General features: G+C 33.3%; 21 protein-coding genes. 15 read left to right on the top strand and 6 right to left on the bottom strand.

From position 1 onward, the window contains the following. Nucleotides 1-23 precede the first annotated feature (23 nt). On the bottom strand, nucleotides 24-602 hold the full coding sequence (gene exsB / locus ABH955_RS17290) for an exosporium protein ExsB (RefSeq protein WP_404454979.1): 579 nt from the start codon (nucleotides 600-602) through the stop codon (nucleotides 24-26). A gap of 181 nt (nucleotides 603-783) precedes the next feature. On the opposite strand from exsB, the gene cotH reads away from it, so the two are divergent. The 8 genes from cotH to ABH955_RS17330 all read left to right on the top strand — a co-directional run bounded on the left by cotH (nucleotide 784) and on the right by ABH955_RS17330 (nucleotide 8,489). Beyond that, a complete protein-coding gene (gene cotH, locus ABH955_RS17295) occupies nucleotides 784-1,860 on the top strand; it encodes a spore coat protein CotH (protein ID WP_000937998.1) in 1,077 nt (358 codons plus the stop codon). Between the two features lie 105 nt (nucleotides 1,861-1,965). Further along, nucleotides 1,966-2,583 carry an NUDIX hydrolase N-terminal domain-containing protein gene (locus ABH955_RS17300; RefSeq protein ID WP_404491394.1) on the top strand — a complete coding sequence of 206 codons (618 nt, stop codon included), beginning with the start codon at nucleotides 1,966-1,968 and terminating at the stop codon, nucleotides 2,581-2,583. Between the two features lie 104 nt (nucleotides 2,584-2,687). Then, nucleotides 2,688-3,290, top strand: a complete 603-nt coding sequence (uptA, locus tag ABH955_RS17305) for an undecaprenyl phosphate transporter UptA (RefSeq protein ID WP_000881203.1) — start codon at nucleotides 2,688-2,690, stop codon at nucleotides 3,288-3,290. A 96-nt stretch (nucleotides 3,291-3,386) separates the two neighbouring features. Then, complete coding sequence (locus ABH955_RS17310) at nucleotides 3,387-4,766, top strand: putative polysaccharide biosynthesis protein (RefSeq protein ID WP_404454982.1); 1,380 nt, start codon at nucleotides 3,387-3,389, stop codon at nucleotides 4,764-4,766. 186 nt (nucleotides 4,767-4,952) lie between these two features. After that, complete coding sequence (locus tag ABH955_RS17315) at nucleotides 4,953-5,894, top strand: magnesium transporter CorA family protein (RefSeq protein WP_000932392.1); 942 nt, start codon at nucleotides 4,953-4,955, stop codon at nucleotides 5,892-5,894. A gap of 199 nt (nucleotides 5,895-6,093) precedes the next feature. After that, complete coding sequence (locus tag ABH955_RS17320) at nucleotides 6,094-6,990, top strand: permease (RefSeq protein WP_000418719.1); 897 nt, start codon at nucleotides 6,094-6,096, stop codon at nucleotides 6,988-6,990. A 3-nt stretch (nucleotides 6,991-6,993) separates the two neighbouring features. Then, complete coding sequence (locus ABH955_RS17325) at nucleotides 6,994-7,863, top strand: TIGR03943 family putative permease subunit (RefSeq protein WP_002012447.1); 870 nt, start codon at nucleotides 6,994-6,996, stop codon at nucleotides 7,861-7,863. A gap of 119 nt (nucleotides 7,864-7,982) precedes the next feature. Next, entirely contained in the window at nucleotides 7,983-8,489 is a 507-nt protein-coding gene (locus ABH955_RS17330; protein WP_002012448.1) for an acyl-CoA thioesterase, read from the top strand. 129 nt (nucleotides 8,490-8,618) lie between these two features. Here ABH955_RS17330 and ABH955_RS17335 read toward each other — a convergent pair whose 3' ends face one another. Beyond that, on the bottom strand, nucleotides 8,619-8,705 hold the full coding sequence (locus ABH955_RS17335) for a YjcZ family sporulation protein (RefSeq protein WP_000505094.1): 87 nt from the start codon (nucleotides 8,703-8,705) through the stop codon (nucleotides 8,619-8,621). Nucleotides 8,706-8,864: 159 nt separating this feature from the next. Here ABH955_RS17335 and cls point away from each other — a divergent pair, with 159 nt between their 5' ends. From cls to ABH955_RS17355, 4 genes are all read left to right on the top strand, one after another. After that, entirely contained in the window at nucleotides 8,865-10,049 is a 1,185-nt protein-coding gene (gene cls / locus ABH955_RS17340; RefSeq protein ID WP_404443197.1) for a cardiolipin synthase, read from the top strand. 32 nt (nucleotides 10,050-10,081) lie between these two features. After that, nucleotides 10,082-10,540 (top strand): spore coat protein, encoded by a 459-nt coding sequence (locus ABH955_RS17345; protein ID WP_404443194.1) that lies wholly within the window; start codon nucleotides 10,082-10,084, stop codon nucleotides 10,538-10,540. Between the two features lie 187 nt (nucleotides 10,541-10,727). Next, a complete protein-coding gene (locus tag ABH955_RS17350; protein ID WP_002065008.1) occupies nucleotides 10,728-10,907 on the top strand; it encodes a hypothetical protein in 180 nt (59 codons plus the stop codon). A 98-nt stretch (nucleotides 10,908-11,005) separates the two neighbouring features. Beyond that, nucleotides 11,006-11,626 carry an NAD(P)-dependent oxidoreductase gene (locus ABH955_RS17355; protein WP_404443191.1) on the top strand — a complete coding sequence of 207 codons (621 nt, stop codon included), beginning with the start codon at nucleotides 11,006-11,008 and terminating at the stop codon, nucleotides 11,624-11,626. A gap of 24 nt (nucleotides 11,627-11,650) precedes the next feature. On the opposite strand, the gene ABH955_RS17360 is transcribed toward ABH955_RS17355, so the two are convergent. From ABH955_RS17360 to ABH955_RS17370, 3 genes are all read right to left on the bottom strand, one after another. Then, nucleotides 11,651-12,133, bottom strand: coding sequence for a DUF456 domain-containing protein (locus ABH955_RS17360; protein ID WP_000217328.1), 483 nt, complete (start codon nucleotides 12,131-12,133; stop codon nucleotides 11,651-11,653). Between the two features lies 1 nt (nucleotide 12,134). Next, nucleotides 12,135-13,442, bottom strand: a complete 1,308-nt coding sequence (locus ABH955_RS17365) for a hemolysin family protein (RefSeq protein ID WP_404491395.1) — start codon at nucleotides 13,440-13,442, stop codon at nucleotides 12,135-12,137. Nucleotides 13,443-13,651: 209 nt separating this feature from the next. Continuing rightward, the gene (locus tag ABH955_RS17370) at nucleotides 13,652-14,539 is read right to left on the bottom strand and encodes a hypothetical protein (protein WP_002012455.1); all 888 of its coding nucleotides are present in this window, start codon (nucleotides 14,537-14,539) and stop codon (nucleotides 13,652-13,654) included. 349 nt (nucleotides 14,540-14,888) lie between these two features. On the opposite strand from ABH955_RS17370, the gene ABH955_RS17375 reads away from it, so the two are divergent. From ABH955_RS17375 to cbpA, 3 genes are all read left to right on the top strand, one after another. Next, the gene (locus tag ABH955_RS17375) at nucleotides 14,889-15,476 is read left to right on the top strand and encodes a TetR/AcrR family transcriptional regulator (RefSeq protein ID WP_404443186.1); all 588 of its coding nucleotides are present in this window, start codon (nucleotides 14,889-14,891) and stop codon (nucleotides 15,474-15,476) included. An 8-nt stretch (nucleotides 15,477-15,484) separates the two neighbouring features. Continuing rightward, nucleotides 15,485-16,129, top strand: coding sequence for an HXXEE domain-containing protein (locus ABH955_RS17380; protein ID WP_002086041.1), 645 nt, complete (start codon nucleotides 15,485-15,487; stop codon nucleotides 16,127-16,129). Nucleotides 16,130-16,303: 174 nt separating this feature from the next. Next, on the top strand, nucleotides 16,304-16,951 hold the full coding sequence (gene cbpA, locus ABH955_RS17385) for a cyclic di-AMP binding protein CbpA (RefSeq protein WP_002012458.1): 648 nt from the start codon (nucleotides 16,304-16,306) through the stop codon (nucleotides 16,949-16,951). A 57-nt stretch (nucleotides 16,952-17,008) separates the two neighbouring features. Here cbpA and ABH955_RS17390 read toward each other — a convergent pair. After that, a partial coding sequence (locus ABH955_RS17390) for an IS3 family transposase (RefSeq protein ID WP_404491396.1) occupies nucleotides 17,009-17,276 on the bottom strand: 268 nt, incomplete at its 5' end.

The following is a 17,276-nucleotide window of genomic DNA, read 5'->3' on the forward strand; positions in this document are numbered from 1 at the left end:
CCTTTTTTGGTGGACATAAAAAACTAGCAATTACGTTTTTTATACCAGAAGTGATCGAATTTCTTATTTTTGCAAGATGGGAATTTATGTCCGCCTTTGCAATCATTCCATTTGTGCCCGTCATCGTGACAGCCTTTACCATGATCACAATCATCATCGCAAGAGCTACCGTGTCCGTGAGGGAAGAATTCGCATTTTTTACAGAAACTTCGTTTTGTCCAGAAAAATTTCTTTTCAAAGCGTATGCATTTTGTAACGAACGTACAATGTTTTCTGCGAGTACGTTTTGTAACTAAAACGCATTCTTTTCTACGAGTAACTTTTGTAACGAACGTCCATTTTTGAACGCGCACACGAGTGCATTTCGTAACAAACGTCCATTTTTTAACATGAGTACATTTTGTAACGAAAGTACAATGTTTTACGCGAGTACATCTTGTTCTTGGACATTTACGCCCTGTTGTACATTTACGCCCTGTTGTACATTTATGATGAGAGAATTTATCATCATCGCACTCAAAAGTACTTGGATCTTGGTGTAAGAAATCCTCCATACCAGCACTTTTGATTTCTTCAACAGCTTTTCTAATATCACGTTTCATAGAAATCCTCCTTATCGAGTGTTAAATTGAAAAGGTATTCTTTTTCCTTAACATGATATGAGATTCGACTTCTTTCTGAACAGGACAAGAGTGTAATTTTATATAAATAGATGATAGCGGATGTATGGACAAGACAAGGCGCATACATTGAATGAAGAGAACTGAGAAGGGATGAGAAAATATGCTGCCTTCATATGATTTTTTTGTTCATCCAATGTACTTAGTGGAATTGAAAAAGGACATTTGGTCAGATAGTCCAGTGCCAGCAAAATTAACTTATGGAAAAAAGAAGTATGACATTGATATCGTATACCGAGGGGCTCATATTCGCGAATTTGAGAAAAAATCTTATCATGTTATGTTTTATAAACCGAAAAAATTTCAAGGCGCGAAAGAGTTTCATTTGAATTCTGAGTTTATGGATCCGTCTCTCATACGAAATAAATTATCTTTAGATTTTTTTCATGATATTGGTGTACTTTCGCCAAAATCACAACATGTATTTATAAAAATTAATGGTCAAATTCAAGGTGTGTATTTACAGTTAGAATCAGTTGATGAAAACTTTTTGAAAAATAGAGGGCTACCGAGTGGTTCTATTTATTATGCGATAGATGATGATGCGAATTTTTCGTTAATGAGTGAGCGAGATAAAGATGTTAAGACAGAGCTCTTTGCGGGTTATGAATTTAAATATTCGAATAAAAATAGTGAAGAACAACTGAGTGAATTTGTATTTCAAGCAAATACTTTGTCGAGGGAAGATTATGAAAAAGAAATCGGGAAGTTTCTACATGTAGATAAATATTTACGATGGTTAGCTGGAGTTATTTTTACGCAAAACTTTGATGGCTTCGTTCATAACTATGCACTATATCATAACGATGAGACAAATTTATTTGAAGTGATACCGTGGGATTATGATGCGACTTGGGGGCGAGATGTACAAGGGAGACCACTTAATCATGAATATATTCGTATTCAAGGTTATAATACGTTAAGTGCAAGATTGTTAGATATACCTGTATTTAGAAAACAATACCGAAGTATTTTGGAAGAAATATTAGAAGAACAATTTACCGTTTCGTTTATGATGCCGAAAGTAGAAGGTTTGTGTGAATCGATTCGTCCATATTTACTACAAGATCCATATATGAAAGAAAAATTAGAAACATTTGATCAAGAAGCTGATATGATTGATGAATATATAAATAAAAGAAGGAAGTATATACAAGACCACTTACATGAATTGGATTAATTTTGAAAGAGATTGGAACATTATCAATCTCTTTTTTTGTATAATAAAGATGTATCAATTGAATTGACGTAATATTCACTTAATAAAGAATGGAGATGTGGAAACATGAAGGTCAAGTGGATTGATTGGGTAAAACAAATACAATCTATAGCTCAAGCGGGTTTAACGTATTCTAAGGATGTATATGATATAGAGCGTTTCCAACAATTACGGGACATTTCAGTTTCAATGATGTCACATTACACAAAGACAGATTGGGAAGTAGTAGAGAATTTATTTGCAAGTGAGACAGGCTATCAAACACCTAAAGTTGATATACGGGCAGTTATTTTTCAAAATGAAAAACTATTATTTGTGAAAGAAAAAAGTGATAGGAAATGGGCATTGCCAGGTGGATGGGCTGATGTTGGTTATACGCCAACAGAAGTAGCAGCAAAAGAGGTTTTCGAAGAGACAGGATATGAAGTAGATCATTTTAAGTTACTAGCTATATTTGATAAAGAAAAGCATCAGCCATCGCCTTCAGCAACGCATGTATATAAGATTTTTATTGGCTGTAATATTGTTGGTGGGGAAAAGAAAGTTAGTATTGAAACAGAAGAAATAGAGTTTTTTGGTGAAGATAAATTGCCGGATTTATCAATTGCTAGAAATACAGAAGAGCAAATTAAAGAAATGTTTGCCTACATGAAAGACCCGCAGAAAGAAAAAATAATAGATTAATACTGCTTGAATTGTACATATTGTTAAAATGAAGATATTGGCAGAATGCAACCTTTATGTAATAATGGGATGGTATGTGAAGAAAAAAGGAGATAGAAAATAATATGTTAGCAAGCATAATAGATCAGTTATTGCAATTTTTTGCAAGTCTAGGTTACTTTGGAGTAGCACTAGCTTTAATGATTGAAATTATCCCGAGTGAAATTGTACTTTCGTATGCTGGATTTTTAGTAGCGGATGGTAAAATTAGTTTTGTCGGTGCAGTTATCGCCGGAACTATTGGTGGTACTTTAGCCCAAATCTTTTTATACTGGCTTGGATATTACGGAGGGCGTCCGGTTGTAGAGAAATATGGGAAATATCTACTTATTAATAAACACCATTTAGACATAGCGGAAGGTTGGTTTAAGCGTTACGGAGCAGGAGTAATCTTTTCTGCACGCTTTATCCCAGTAGTACGTCATGCAATCTCTATTCCAGCAGGATTAGCTAAAATGCCGTTAAAACTATTTACACTATATACAGTAGTTGCGATTATTCCATGGTCAATACTATTTATATACTTAGGTGAAAAGCTTGGTGGAAATTGGCGACACATTAAAGAGTATGCATCTGATTACACACATTACATAATTATAGGAGCTGTTCTCTTTGTTGCTCTATACTTCGGTTTAAAGTATTTAAAAAAGAAAAAAGCAGCGCGTTAAAGTCAATGATTTTTCATTGGCTTTTTTAATTGTTTGGGTTCTAAAAAAAAGGAGTTGTCCATAATGTGTAATAATAAAGCGTAGCGGGGGAATGTGATGAAAGGATCACCGTTTTTACGTGGAACGATATTTTTAACGATAGCAACGATGATATCTAAAATGTTAGGGTTTATATATGTTATACCATTTACAGCAATGGTGGGTACGAGTGGGTACGTATTATATACGTATGCATACCGTCCTTATACAATTATGCTTAGTATTGCAACGATGGGATTGCCACTTGCCGTTTCAAAAATGGTTTCAAAATATGATCAACTCAATGATTATCACACTGTTAAGAGAGTGCTAAAGAGTGGTATCGTTTTCATGGTCATTATGGGCGTTATTTCTTGTTTAGCATTATATATGTTAGCACCACATTTAGCTAAACTTGTGATTGATGGAAATGATCAGTCGGGGAATAGTGTGGTAGCTGTCACGCACAATATTCAAATTGTAAGTTTTGCGTTAATACTCGTTCCTGTAATGAGCTTGTTACGTGGTTTCTTTCAAGGTTTTCAATCTATGGGACCTTCTGCGCTCAGTGTAGTTGTAGAGCAATTTTTTCGGGTCTTAACTATTTTGATAGGAAGCTTTGTCGTTTTATATGTTATAAAAGCTTCTGTTTCGTTGGCAGTTGGTATTTCAACGTTTGGAGCATTTATGGGAGCACTAGGTGGATTAAGTGTTTTAAGTGCGTATTATATAAGAAGGAGAAAACATTTAAAGAAAAAAGAGATTGCCAGTATACCACAAACGACGAAAACTTTTTTTTCGTTGTATAGAGAACTGTTTACATATTCTATTCCTTTCGTTGTAGTTGGATTAGCGATTCCGTTATATCAGACGATTGATACATTTACAATTAATAAGCTACTTATACAAGTAGGATATATGCAAGGAGAAGCAGAAAAGATTAATGCGATTATTGGCCTTGTTCAGATGGTTGTACTTATCCCGGTTTCTGTTGCAACAGCTTTTAGTATGTCCCTTGTACCTGAGATGACGAAAGCTTATACAGCGGGAAATGAGAAACTACTGTATAAACACTTTACAAGGACAAATTTATTAGTGGTAGGAATTACCGTACCGGCGGCGATTGGAATGATGATTTTAGCAAAACCAGTGTATACTCTTTTATTTGGTGCTGGAAATGATCCGGAGATGGGCAGTATTATTTTGCAGTATTATGCTCCTGCTTGTATACTATTCTCACTATTTACAGTAACCGCTGCCATGTTACAAGGAATTAATCAACAACAGAAAACAGTGCTAGGATTAGTAATCGGAATAACTGTGAAGATAGTTTTAAATATTGTATTGCTACCGTATTTTGATTATGTAAGTTTTATCATTTCAACATACGCTGGCTATACGATTTCAGTCGGCTTTAACTTGTGGATGCTTTCTAAATATGTTATAAAAGCAACATAAGCTTTTTTAAAGGCAGAGAACACTCTGTCTTTTTCTATGTTTACAAGATTTTTCTTAAAAAAACGTTTTCAAAATAATTTTTCTATTGAAATTTAATCGTTTGTTTCATATGCTGAAAATAGCGGTTCAAAAACTGTTGTTTAAGTGAGGTAGATTCCCACATGTAAAAAGAATCGGGGTGATAGTATGTTAAATATTTATTTAACAGACCGAAACGGAAAACTACAAGAGGTTGAGGAAATGCAAAAGGGCTGCTGGATTAATGTACTTCATCCAACAGAAGAAGAAATTCAGTATCTAGTACAAACTTTAAATGTAGACTTAGATTTCATTAAAGACCCTTTGGATGATGAAGAACGCTCTCGTATTGAAAAGGAAGACAATAATACTTTAATTATCGTGGATATTCCGACAGTCAGACATGATGAAGAAGGAAATTCAATTTATGACACGATTCCAATAGGTATGATTGTAATGCCAGATTGTTTTGTTACTATTTGTTTAGAAGAAAATCCAATTTTTGAACGCTTTATTAATCAACGTATTAAAGAATTTTATACGTTTAAAAAGACGCGCTTCGCACTTCAGCTCTTATATACAATTTCTACTTATTATTTAAGATACTTAAAGCAAATTAATCGGAAAACAATCGATTTAGAGCACCAATTAAATAAGTCGATGAAAAATAAAGAAATTTTCACATTGCTCGGCCTTGAAAAAAGTTTAGTTTATTTTACAACATCATTAAAGGCAAATAAAATTGTAATTCAAAAATTAATGCGAAACAGTACATTTTTGAAAATGTATGAAGACGATCAAGATTTACTAGAAGATGTATTAATTGAAAATAAGCAGGCTATTGAAATGGCGGAAATATATAGTCACATTTTAAGTGGAATGATGAATACATTTAGTTCGGTTATTTCTAACAATTTAAATAGTGTTATGAAACTGTTGACTTCTATTACAATCATTTTATCATTACCAACGATGGTTTCTAGTTTCTTTGGAATGAATGTAAAGGTTCCGTTTGAAGGGGAAGCACATGGTTTTGTAATTGTACTTATAATATGTGTAACATTATCTTTCACTTTAGCATTTGTTTTTTGGAAGAAACGTTACTTTTAATGATAGGAAAGCTGCGCTAGCATAGTTATAAAACTGTGCTAGCGCAGCTTTTTTTGCTATGAAATCTCAATTTTGGAACAGAATATAACTTGTGAAATGTAATGTGTATGAAGGTTATGAATTCCATATAACTCTTGTTCAAATAATGAAATGGGGTTAAAATTACATATTGTTAATGAAAAGTTGGAGGAAATACATCATGGAATTGTTTCAATTACCGAAAGCATTCCTGCAAATGAATACAATCTTTATCTCAATATTAATCGAAGCACTTCCTTTTGTGCTAATTGGTGTATTTATTTCAGGATTCATTCAAATGTTTGTGACAGAAGATATGGTGGCAAAATGGATGCCTAAAAACCGATTTCTGTCTGTTTTATTAGCTACTTTTTTAGGTATGATGTTTCCTGGATGTGAATGTGGAATTGTTCCGATTGTAAGACGATTAATCGGAAAAGGGGTTCCACCCTATGCAGGAATTGCATTTATGTTAACTGGACCGATTATTAATCCAGTTGTATTATTTGCAACATATGTTGCTTTTGGAAGTAGTATGCACATGGTATGGTATCGTTCTATTGTAGCGATTATCGTAGCAATTATCGTTGGAATTATATTATCATTTATGTTTAAAGAACATCAATTAAGAGATGATCACTTCCCAGAAGTGAATCATAAGCGTCCGTTACGTACAAAAATGTGGGATGTATGTACACATGCTGTTGAGGAATTTTTCTCAATGGGAAAATACTTAGTGTTAGGAGCGTTAATTGCTGCTGCAGTTCAAACGTTTGTACAAACTTCAACATTGCTTGCTATTGGACAAGGTCCGTTTTCTTCATCAGCTGTAATGATGGGACTTGCTTTCATTTTATCACTTTGTTCAGAGGCGGATGCATTTATTGCTTCTTCGTTCCAAAGTACATTTTCAACAGCGTCACTTGTCGCGTTTCTCGTATATGGACCGATGGTGGATATTAAAAATATGTTTATGATGCTTGCGACATTTAAAACAAAATTTGTAATTGTTGTGACGGTTACAGTTACACTTGTTGTTTATGCAAGCTCACTACTCATTTATGCGATGGGGTGGTAGGTTATGTTTCGAGCATATATATTATTAGGCTTTACAATTTTAATTGGACAGCTTCATATTTCCGGTAACATTACGAAGTATATAAATATGAAGTACGCCTATTTATCAAAAACTGCTGCTATTATTTTAGGTTTCTTAACGATTGTACAAATTATTATCGTTTTCCAAAAAGAGCACCAAAAGGAAAAAGAGAAACATGATTGTAGTTGTGATCATAGTCATTGTGGGCATGATCATTCGAAAGATGAGAATACATGGTGGAAAAAAGTGTTTTCTTACACGTTATTCTGTTTTCCAATCATTACAGGATTGTTTTTCCCAATTGCAACATTAGATTCCGATATTGTTAAGGCGAAGGGATTCCATTTTCCAGTAGCGCAAGCAGAAAGTAAAGATCCATTTATGACAAGGCAATTTCTAAGACCTGACACGAGCATTTATTACGGGAAAGAAGGATACCGTGGTGTAATGGAAAAAGGGAAGAAAGAGTTTGTTACGAAAGATAATATCACTTTAAAAGATGAAGATTTCTTAAAGGGTATGGAGACAATTTATAATTATCCTGGTGAATTTACTGGTAAAACCCTGTCTTATAAAGGATTTGTTTTCCGAGATGATTCTTCTAAAAAGGAACAATATTTCTTATTCCGTTTCGGTATTATACATTGTGTAGCGGATTCGGGTGTATATGGTATGTTAGTTAAAAAACCAGAAGGTGTAGAGTGGAAAAATGATGATTGGATTCAGATAGAGGGAGAAATTTCAACTGAATTTTATCAGCCGTTCCATGCAAATATTCCTGTTTTAGAGGTAACGAAATGGAATAAAGTTGAACAGCCGAAAGAACAATATGTATTTAGAGGAGCCGATTGATAAAATCGGTTCTTTTTTATGGACTAAAAGTTCTAAAAATTGTTAATATTAAACGTGTAGTTCATGAGTTGTAGTGTATATTGGGATATTAGGGATAAATAATTAAAGGGGTGATAACAATGACTGAAGTAAAGGGTAAAACAGCTAATGAATCAAGGGTGTTTAAAACGAGTCGAGTATTTCCAACGGATTTAAATGATCATAACACGCTATTTGGTGGAAAGATATTGGCGGAGATGGATATGGTTGCTTCAATTTCAGCAACGAGACACTCGAGAATGGAATGTGTCACAGCGTCTATGGATTGGGTAGATTTCTTACATCCAGTACGTTCTTCAGATTGTGTTAGTTATGAATCTTTCGTAATTTGGACGGGAAGAACTTCTATGGAGATATTTGTGAAAGTAGTAGCAGAAGATTTAATTTCAGGTAAAAAACGTGTAGCAGCAACTTCATTCGTTACTTTTGTTGCGCTTAGCAAGGAGAATAATCCAGTCCCTGTACCGCGTGTTATCCCTGAGACAGAAGAGGAGAAAGAATTGCATCGAATTGCTGTGTTACGTGCAGAACAGCGCCATATTCGTAAGGCAGAGAGTAAGAAGGTAGCTACACTGCTAACTTTTTGATGTAAAATACTTTCCTAGTGGTACTATTTTGTAATAGGTTAGGAGATTTTTGAAATGAAAAGCGGACACCTAAAAATAGGTGTCCGCTTTTATAGTTTTTTCATCCCCATATCGTACTACAATAACTGCTTAGCAGAAGCAAGCAGCACCGACGATAATTAAGAGGATAAATAATACGACTAGTAGCGCAAATCCATTACCATGTGCGAAGCCCATTGTTATTTCCTCCTTTTATTTTAAGATACAACATACAATATGCAGATGAGCTCCTGTTTGATATGGACGTATATCATGCAATGACATATTTTTTGTATGATAATGTTTTAAAAAAGGAAAGATATAGGAATAACAGTAGTTAGAGAAAGGAACGTATCCATGAAGCACTTTTTAATTGTAATAATTTGTTTTATAGGTGTATTCATATGGATGAACGTTGATGTGGAAATGGGGAAGAAAATGGCTAGTGGATATGAATTAGAAAAAATCCGATCAGGGGATTTTCAAGTATATACGAACGGTGATGAGTTATATAGAAGCTTATTTGAGGATATAAATCGTGCAGAAAAGAATGTATATATTCATTTTTATATTGTGGGTAAAGATGAGGTAAGTAAAGAATTCTTACAGTTATTAGAGAAAAAAGCATCTAGCGGAGTAGATGTGAAATTGTCAGTAGACCGCATTGGCGGATATAAGCTTAAGAAAAAAATAATTAATCAATTAAAAGAAAAAGGCGTGAAGTTTACATTTAGTAAAAAACCTAAATTAAAAAACTTATTTTATTCTTTGCATCAACGTAATCATAGACGCATTGTTACTATAGATGGGAAAGTTTCGTACATTGGTGGCTTCAATATCGGAAAGGAATATCTTGGACAGGATCCTAAATTTGGTCCGTGGCGTGATTATCATGTACGCATCGAAGGGAATGGAGCTACTGATATGGAACGGAAGTTTGCGGAAGATTGGCAAGAAGATACGGGAGAAAAGTTGCCTATACACCAAGAGTTACCTGTACAAGGAAATGTAAAATATCAATACGTATTTTCGAATGGAAAAGGTTTATGGAAGGAGTATGGAGCGTTTTTAAAGAAGGCAAAACATTCTTTAATTATCGCTACACCATATTTTGTACCGAGTAAAGAAATGGTGAAGGGGCTGAAAGATGCATTAAATCGTGGTGTCCATGTAAAAATCCTCGTCCCATTTAAAAGTGATGCAGTATTGCTAAAACAGGCTGCCTATCCTTATTTGAAAGACATGTTAGATGCTGGAGCGGAGATTTATCAATATCGAAATGGATTTTTTCATGGGAAGGTAACAATCATCGATGAGGAAATGGTTGATATTGGTACAGCAAATTTTGATAATAGAAGTTTTTACTTAAATAGCGAATCTAACTGTTTCATATATGATAAGACAGTCGTTGCTGACGTCTGGAGTCGATTAAAAGAAGACTTTCATAAATCAAAACGATTTTCTGAAGAAGATTTTGAGAAAATTAGTAGATGGGATTGGTTTCTAGCAAGAATATCAAATGTTATCGCATCATATTTATAGTATAGAGATGAAATAGGAAGGGAGGCGCTTTAATGGATTGTATGAAAGAATTGATGACATATAGTTACACACTTATATATAAAGTTGGAGAATACACGAGCAAGGTTCGAGATGAAGAATTAAAAGATATTTTGCAGCATCATTTGCCGTATATGTTACAAGCATATAATGAACAAGTGAATTTTCAAGAAGGAGAAAATATACAACATATAACTTGTAAACAAATGTGGCCGGAATTTACTGAAATGGATAGGGAAACAGATAATGAGTATACAGGGGATATTGGGATTGCTATTTGTTATATTACACATTTGAAACGATTAGCATTAAAGTTTGCTCAAGTGGCAGTAGAAGTTGCGAACCCGGAGTTTCGTTCTTTTCTGGAAAATTGTTTTGTGAAAATGAATCGTTATGCTTATAGTGTTTGGCAATATGTTGTGAAGAAGGAATATAAGATTAAACATGTATATGAAAGTGAAAAATTCGCGTGAAAAGCTAAGGTGGAATGAAAGGCGCCTTAGTTTTTTTATGTCTAATTAGAATGGGAGGATTAAAGATTGGTTATGTTATCTGAAAATTTACAAAAGTTTACTGTATCTTTACTATTTTTAAATCTTCCCTTTAAAAAAAAAGAGTAATATGGGATTGTACATATTCTAGCAAAGGGAGGAAACGCAAATGAACAAATGGGTTAAGTCATTAACTGCTATGGCACTTGCAAGTTCTTTATTAATGGTAGGTTGTAGTAAAGATGGGGATAAAAAGAAAGAGGATGACACAACTTCACAGCAAGATGAAAAGAAAGATAAAGAAACAAGCGGAACAGACAAGTCTTCTGATTCGAAAGAAAAGAAATAAATAATAGAGCTTCCTCACATAAACGAGGAAGCTTTTTTGTTGTATATTTGTATGTATTAGGGAAAAATAGAGAGAAAGAACTGAAGAGGGGATAATATATGAAAGTATGCATATTAGGAGCGACAGGTAGAGTAGGATCACAAATTATGAAATTGGCATTACAAGATTCATATGAAGTAACGGTATTAGTTCGTGATTTGAGTAGAGTGGAAACAGAGCATGAAAGGTTGCATGTTATTAAGGGAAATGTATTAAGCGGAGATGATATAAAGGAAGCAATTAAAGGATGTGATATTGTAATTAGTGCTCTTGGAACTGATCGAAATGGGACGTTAGAGAAGAGTTTACCGATTATTATAAAGCAAATGGAAGAAGAGGGCATAAAGAAAATTGTTACAATAGGAACTGCTGGTATTTTACAAGCGCGAACAAATCCAAGTATATATCGTTTCCAATCAAAAGAATCGAAAAGAAAAATGACAACAGCTGCGGAAGATCACTTAGCTGCTTATGAATCGTTGAATAATAGTAAACTATGTTGGACTGTTGTTTGTCCGACGCATTTAATAGACGGTGATGTAACTGGTGTATATCGAACGGAAAAAGATATGTTGCCAACAGATGGATCGAAAATCACAGTTGGTGATACAGCTCATTTTACATGGAGTTTACGTAATAAAAGCTTATACGAGAAAAGTCGAGTAGGTATTTCATATTAAAAAACCATCCCAAAATAGGGATGGCTAAAAAATGATATAGCATACAAAGATGATAATCATAATGATTTGGAGAATGGCTTTGGCTACTGTACTACTTAAAAAACCGACTACAGTTGCAATTCCGACTAAAAGGGCGTCTTTTGGCGCCTTTTTATGCATTAGTTCCGTAATAAATACAGATAAGAACGGTATGATAATAAGCCCGAATGGTGGGAAGAAGAACGATCCGACAATGATAGAAACCATACCAACACGTTCGCCCGATTTTGTACTACCGTATTTTTTTAGGAAGTATCCATTTGCAATAAAGTCAGCAACGAAAATGAAGAGTGTAAAAATGACTTGAATAATCCAAAAAGATGTCGTTAACTCTCCGCCATTTATTCCAAAATGATAAATGAAATAGCCAGCCCATACGGCAAGGATGCCAGGGATAATGGGGTATATAAAGGCAAGAAATGAAACAATGAAACAAGCAATGATACAAATTGTTAGTAAAACAGTCACTTTATAACTCCTTTGTAGTATCTAATTTATGTACAGCAATCTTTTTAATTTGATGCCCATCAAGTTCTAATGCTTTAAATTGAAAACCATCATATTCAACTGAATAGCCAGCTTCAATATTTAAATCAATTGCTTGAGAGAGAAGCCAACCACCAATTGTATCTAAGTCACTTTCATCGATATGTAGGCCAAACATATCATTTACTTCAGAAATGAGTACTTTCCCATCTAAAACAGTAAGCTTAGGAGTACGCTTTTCAATCATCGGTGATTCGTCTGCGTCAAATTCATCTTGAATTTCGCCGATAATTTCTTCAAGAATATCCTCCATCGTTAAAAGGCCAGCAGTTCCACCGTATTCATCCATAACAATCGCCATTTGTACGCGGTTCTTTTGGAGGTGTATTAACGTTTTACGAATGGGAACTGTTTCAAATACAGTTAAAACAGGATGTATGTAGGCATCAAGTGGTTTGTAAATGCCTTTTGTTTGATTATGAAAAATCTCTTTCGTATTTATCATTCCGATAATATCATCTTTATCCTTTTCAATAATAGGATAACGTGTATACTTTTCAGTTGCAACGATTTTCATATTTTCTTCTAACGTATTTTCAGTAGATAAACAAACCATTTCAGTTCTAGGTACCATAATTTCTTTAGCAACACGATCATCAAATTCAAAAATATTATTTACATATTTATATTCGGTTTGATTAATTTCGCCGCTTTTATAGCTTTCACCTAAAATGAGTCGTAGTTCTTCTTCGGAATGGGCAAGTTCATTTTCTTTCGCAGGCTCTAAACCGAGTAATTTTGTGAAAAATATAGCTGCACTATTGAGAAGCCAAATGAACGGATACATAATTTTATCAAATAAAATAAGCGGTTTTGCAAATTTTAATGTGATTGTTTCAGCTTTTTGGATTGCGAAAGACTTAGGAACTAACTCGCCTAATACAACATGGAAAAAAGTAATCACACTAAAAGCAATAATAAAGGATAACGTGTTAGCCATTGTTCCAGTAATATTGATTTTTTCAAATAGTGGTCGCAGTAAATGTTCCACAGTTGGTTCACCAAGCCAACCAAGTCCTAAAGAGGTGATAGTAATGCCAAGCTGACAAGCGGATAAATAAACGTCTAAGTTAGATAAAACGCTTCTTGCAGCTAATGCTTGTTTATTACCTTCATTAGCAAGCTGGTCAATTCGACTTTTTCGTACTTTTACGACAGCGAATTCTGAAGCAACGAAAAAACCAGAAATAAGGATAAGTATAAAGATGAGAAAAATATTTAATATGTCCAAGTGTGTTCTTTATTCCTAATTTGGAATAAAGATGTCACCTCCTGTAATTATGTTATACTTTTATAATAAATCCAAATGAAAAGATTAGTCAAAGAAAATGGGTAAATAATGGTAGGTTTCTATAGTAGTTTTTTAATTTGCTGTTATTTTGTCCTCTATATAATAGGAATAACCGTCTACTTTTAATTTAAGTAGACGGTTATTCTATGTTATGGTTTCGAAATACTTCTAGTTAAAGTATACGTGTTTTGTTTAGAATGGTTTGTTGTCCATAAAGCTTGGAGAAACGATAAGATGCTATATGGAATATAAAGTAGTAATAAACCAATTGTGACAACTATAGGTGCATTTCTACCAAATTGGACGATAAATTGTAATAGTCCGTTTGTATGAAAAATACATTCCATAAAAACGAATGAAAGAATAATGGAACTCAAAATAGATTTATGATTGGAAGTAAGCGCAATAAATAACGTATCAACAAGGAAAGATGAATTTTTTATTTCGTATTCATTAGTAGTATTTAAGAACGGTAGCCATTTTTTAATTGCTTGCATAACGATTATCATAGAAGTGCTACATACGATGATAAAAGAAGAGAAGAAAGGAAACTTTATGAATTTAGATATGTAGAGAAGTGATAATAGGACTGAACATTGTAATATCACAGTGCCAAAAGAATACGGTATCCAGCGAAATAAAGAACTACACTTTTTTAATGAGTTTGGTGCTTTTAAAAATAGATGGCCAATTCCTAGACTTATAAAGAAACCGATTACAAGAGTGAATGTGAAACGAACGATTGATAAAAAATATATTTCCCATATGTAGGGGAACAGTGGTGACGAATGGTTAGAGGTATGTAGTATATTTTGTGTATGTACAAGCTGATTTGCTGAGAAAAGGATAGGCTCATGCATCCAATCAATTGTGGGAATTGAAATGGAAGAAGGCTGTGCTAAATTATGAAAAATGCTTACAAATCCAGTTAAGTAGGAGTAATTATGTGTAATGAATAATGCTGGAAGGGGACTTATGACAAAAATAATCAAAACACCGGCTATAAATTTACATATATGTGAGCGCAATAAGGACATACAATCACCTACTCTTAGAATATTCAGAAAATTCTTATTCTTATTTTAGCTTTTTTCAGGGGAAGTTACAATATATTTTTCTTTACCTATTGGTATATGGATAGTTTTAAATTATTTTTAGAAATTTATTTTATGTGGGGATATAAAGCAGGAGAGGGTATATAACAGCATCCATACAAAAAACGTGAACAGTTTAGCATTTTCACGTTTTTTGTATGGGATGAATGAAAAGAAATGTAGGTAAATGTCGAAAGGATTAAATTGATTTTTTAAATTGGAAAGTGATACCATAAAGTTAAACAGCGTTTAAATCATTGTTTAATCGATAAATTCTAGAGGGGGAGATAAGTTGGGGGGAAATGAAAACATATCAACGAAAGAAAAGATTTTAAATACAACCTTGGAGTTAATTAAAAACGAAGGTTTTGAAAGGGTAACGATAAGGAAAATTGCATCATTGTCAGATATAAATATTGCGCTTGTAAATTACCATTTTGGTTCAAAAGAAAAGTTGATTAGTGAGGCGATTAAAGTTTTGTTAATTAGCTTCCAAGGCACTTTTTCTATTTTAGATGATATTACAGTACCAGCGAAAGAAAGATTAAAAATATTTTTATTTGATTATGTACTAGTAATTCGGCAATATCCTGAGTTAGTCAGGAAGATTATTGCAATGGGAACTACGGTATTTACATCTCAATACGAATATGGAGATTTTTTGAAGAGGCTAGGTTTTAGTAAAGTGAAGAATATTTTGAGCGAAATAACAAATGAAGCGGATCAGGAAATTTTAATGATGATGACAGTGCAAATATTTGGATCCATTTTTCTTCCAGCATTAATGATGCCAATTCTTGAATCAGGAGCAGATATAAGAGTACTGCCTATAGAAAAACAGATTGATTTCCTATTTGAACGCTATTTTTATAAAAATTGAGATAGTGGGTGATAGAGATGGTTAGTTTCTTTAGAAAGCATTGGTATGATATAGGGTTAGTTGTGGCTATTGTTGTCGTTGTTTGTTTAGTCGCGAATTTGGGAGAAATAAGTGAAATAAAAGTACTGTTAGCGTTAAGTTTTGTAGCCATTTTAGTGCATCAATTTGAAGAGTATCGTTGGCCAGGTTATTTCGCTGGTCTGTTTAATGTAGTTATATTTAAAAGTGATATACCAGATCGCTATCCATTAAATACGCAATCTGCTATGGTAATAAATATTTTGATTGCGTATGTTTTTTATTTACTTCCGGTTTTCTTTCAAAATATAATATGGCTTGGGATGGCACCTATTTTAATGGGGTTTTTTCAATTCATATGGCATGGTATTTTTGCAAATATAAAAGCTAAAACAATATACAATCCGGGATTAGGTGCGGTTGTATTACTACATGTTCCGATTGGTTATGCATATATGAGATATGTTCTTTTACACAATCTAGCTACAAATTTGGATTGGATATTAGGGCTGATCTATTTTCTAGTAGCAACCTATTTTTTAATTATAAAAGGAAATATGTTAATGAAAAGTAAGGAGACAAATCATTGTTTTTCTAAAAAGCAATTAGGTCCGTACAATGATGCAGTAAAGTGATCCAGAATTCAGAAGGGATTTTTGATGCTGAAGAGAGTACAAGTGAATGATTCATGAATAAATTATGACGAAAAAATGAATAATTTTCAGAAAAGTAAAATAAATCATTTATTTTTTTCTGAAAATATAATATAGTTATGGCACAGAAAGTATTTTAACATAAGGAGGCTGTTTATGAGGATTAAAGGAAATTATGTGCCGAAAAGGGAAGTGTTATTTTGCTCAAGTTCCATTACGATAGGGGAAGCACTGGAGCATTTAAATAAAACTGGGTATCGTTGTGTACCAGTTTTAGATGAAAAAAAAGAGAAATACTTAGGGAATATATATAAAGTAGATATTTTAGAATATAAAGGTTCACTTGAAGAGAGTGTAGTACAAATATTAAATGATAAAGAAGGATATGTGAGAGAAGATTCTTCGTTCTTTAAAGTATTTTTTACAATAAAAAAATTACCTTATTTATCAGTAGTTGATGAAAAAGGAGTTTTCCTGGGGATTTTAACGCATAAAAAAGTTTTTGAGTTATTAGAAGATGCATGGGGAGTCCATTCTAGTAAATATTCTGTCATGATTGGAACACAAGATTATAATGGGGCCATTCAAAAATTATCGACAGTGCTAAAGAAATACACTGGTATTCAAAGCTTAATGACTTTTGATAATGATGCTTTATTAGTACGTAGAATAATGTTTACATTGGGAGAAGAGTTTGAAGATAGTGAATTAGAAACATTGCTAAAGGATTTAGAAGATCATGGATTTAGAGTTGTGTATGTTGAAGAGATGAATAATCCACGTGAAGTTGAAACGATAGACTAACAAGTAAAAGCCATCTTATTTTTGAAGTGACCCCATAAAGTTAGACTGATTATTTCATTAGGCAACCTTTTGGGCATGGGTCCGGTATTGTACTGGGCTCATGCCTTTTAGTTTTGCCTTAATTCTTTTATGATTATAGTACTTTATATATTTTGCTAGTTCTTTCTTAAAATGTTCCATACTCTCAAATTCTTTTCGATACAGAAATTCTGACTTCATGATGCCAAAGGAGTTTTCAATCACTGCGTTATCGTAACAGTTTCCTTTACGAGACATGCTTTGTGTAATGCCACGTTTAGTAAGGGAATGACGGTATTGTTTCATT

It is taken from the genome of Bacillus sp. RC240, assembly GCF_044907945.1.
GTDB lineage: Bacteria > Bacillota > Bacilli > Bacillales > Bacillaceae_G > Bacillus_A > Bacillus_A mycoides.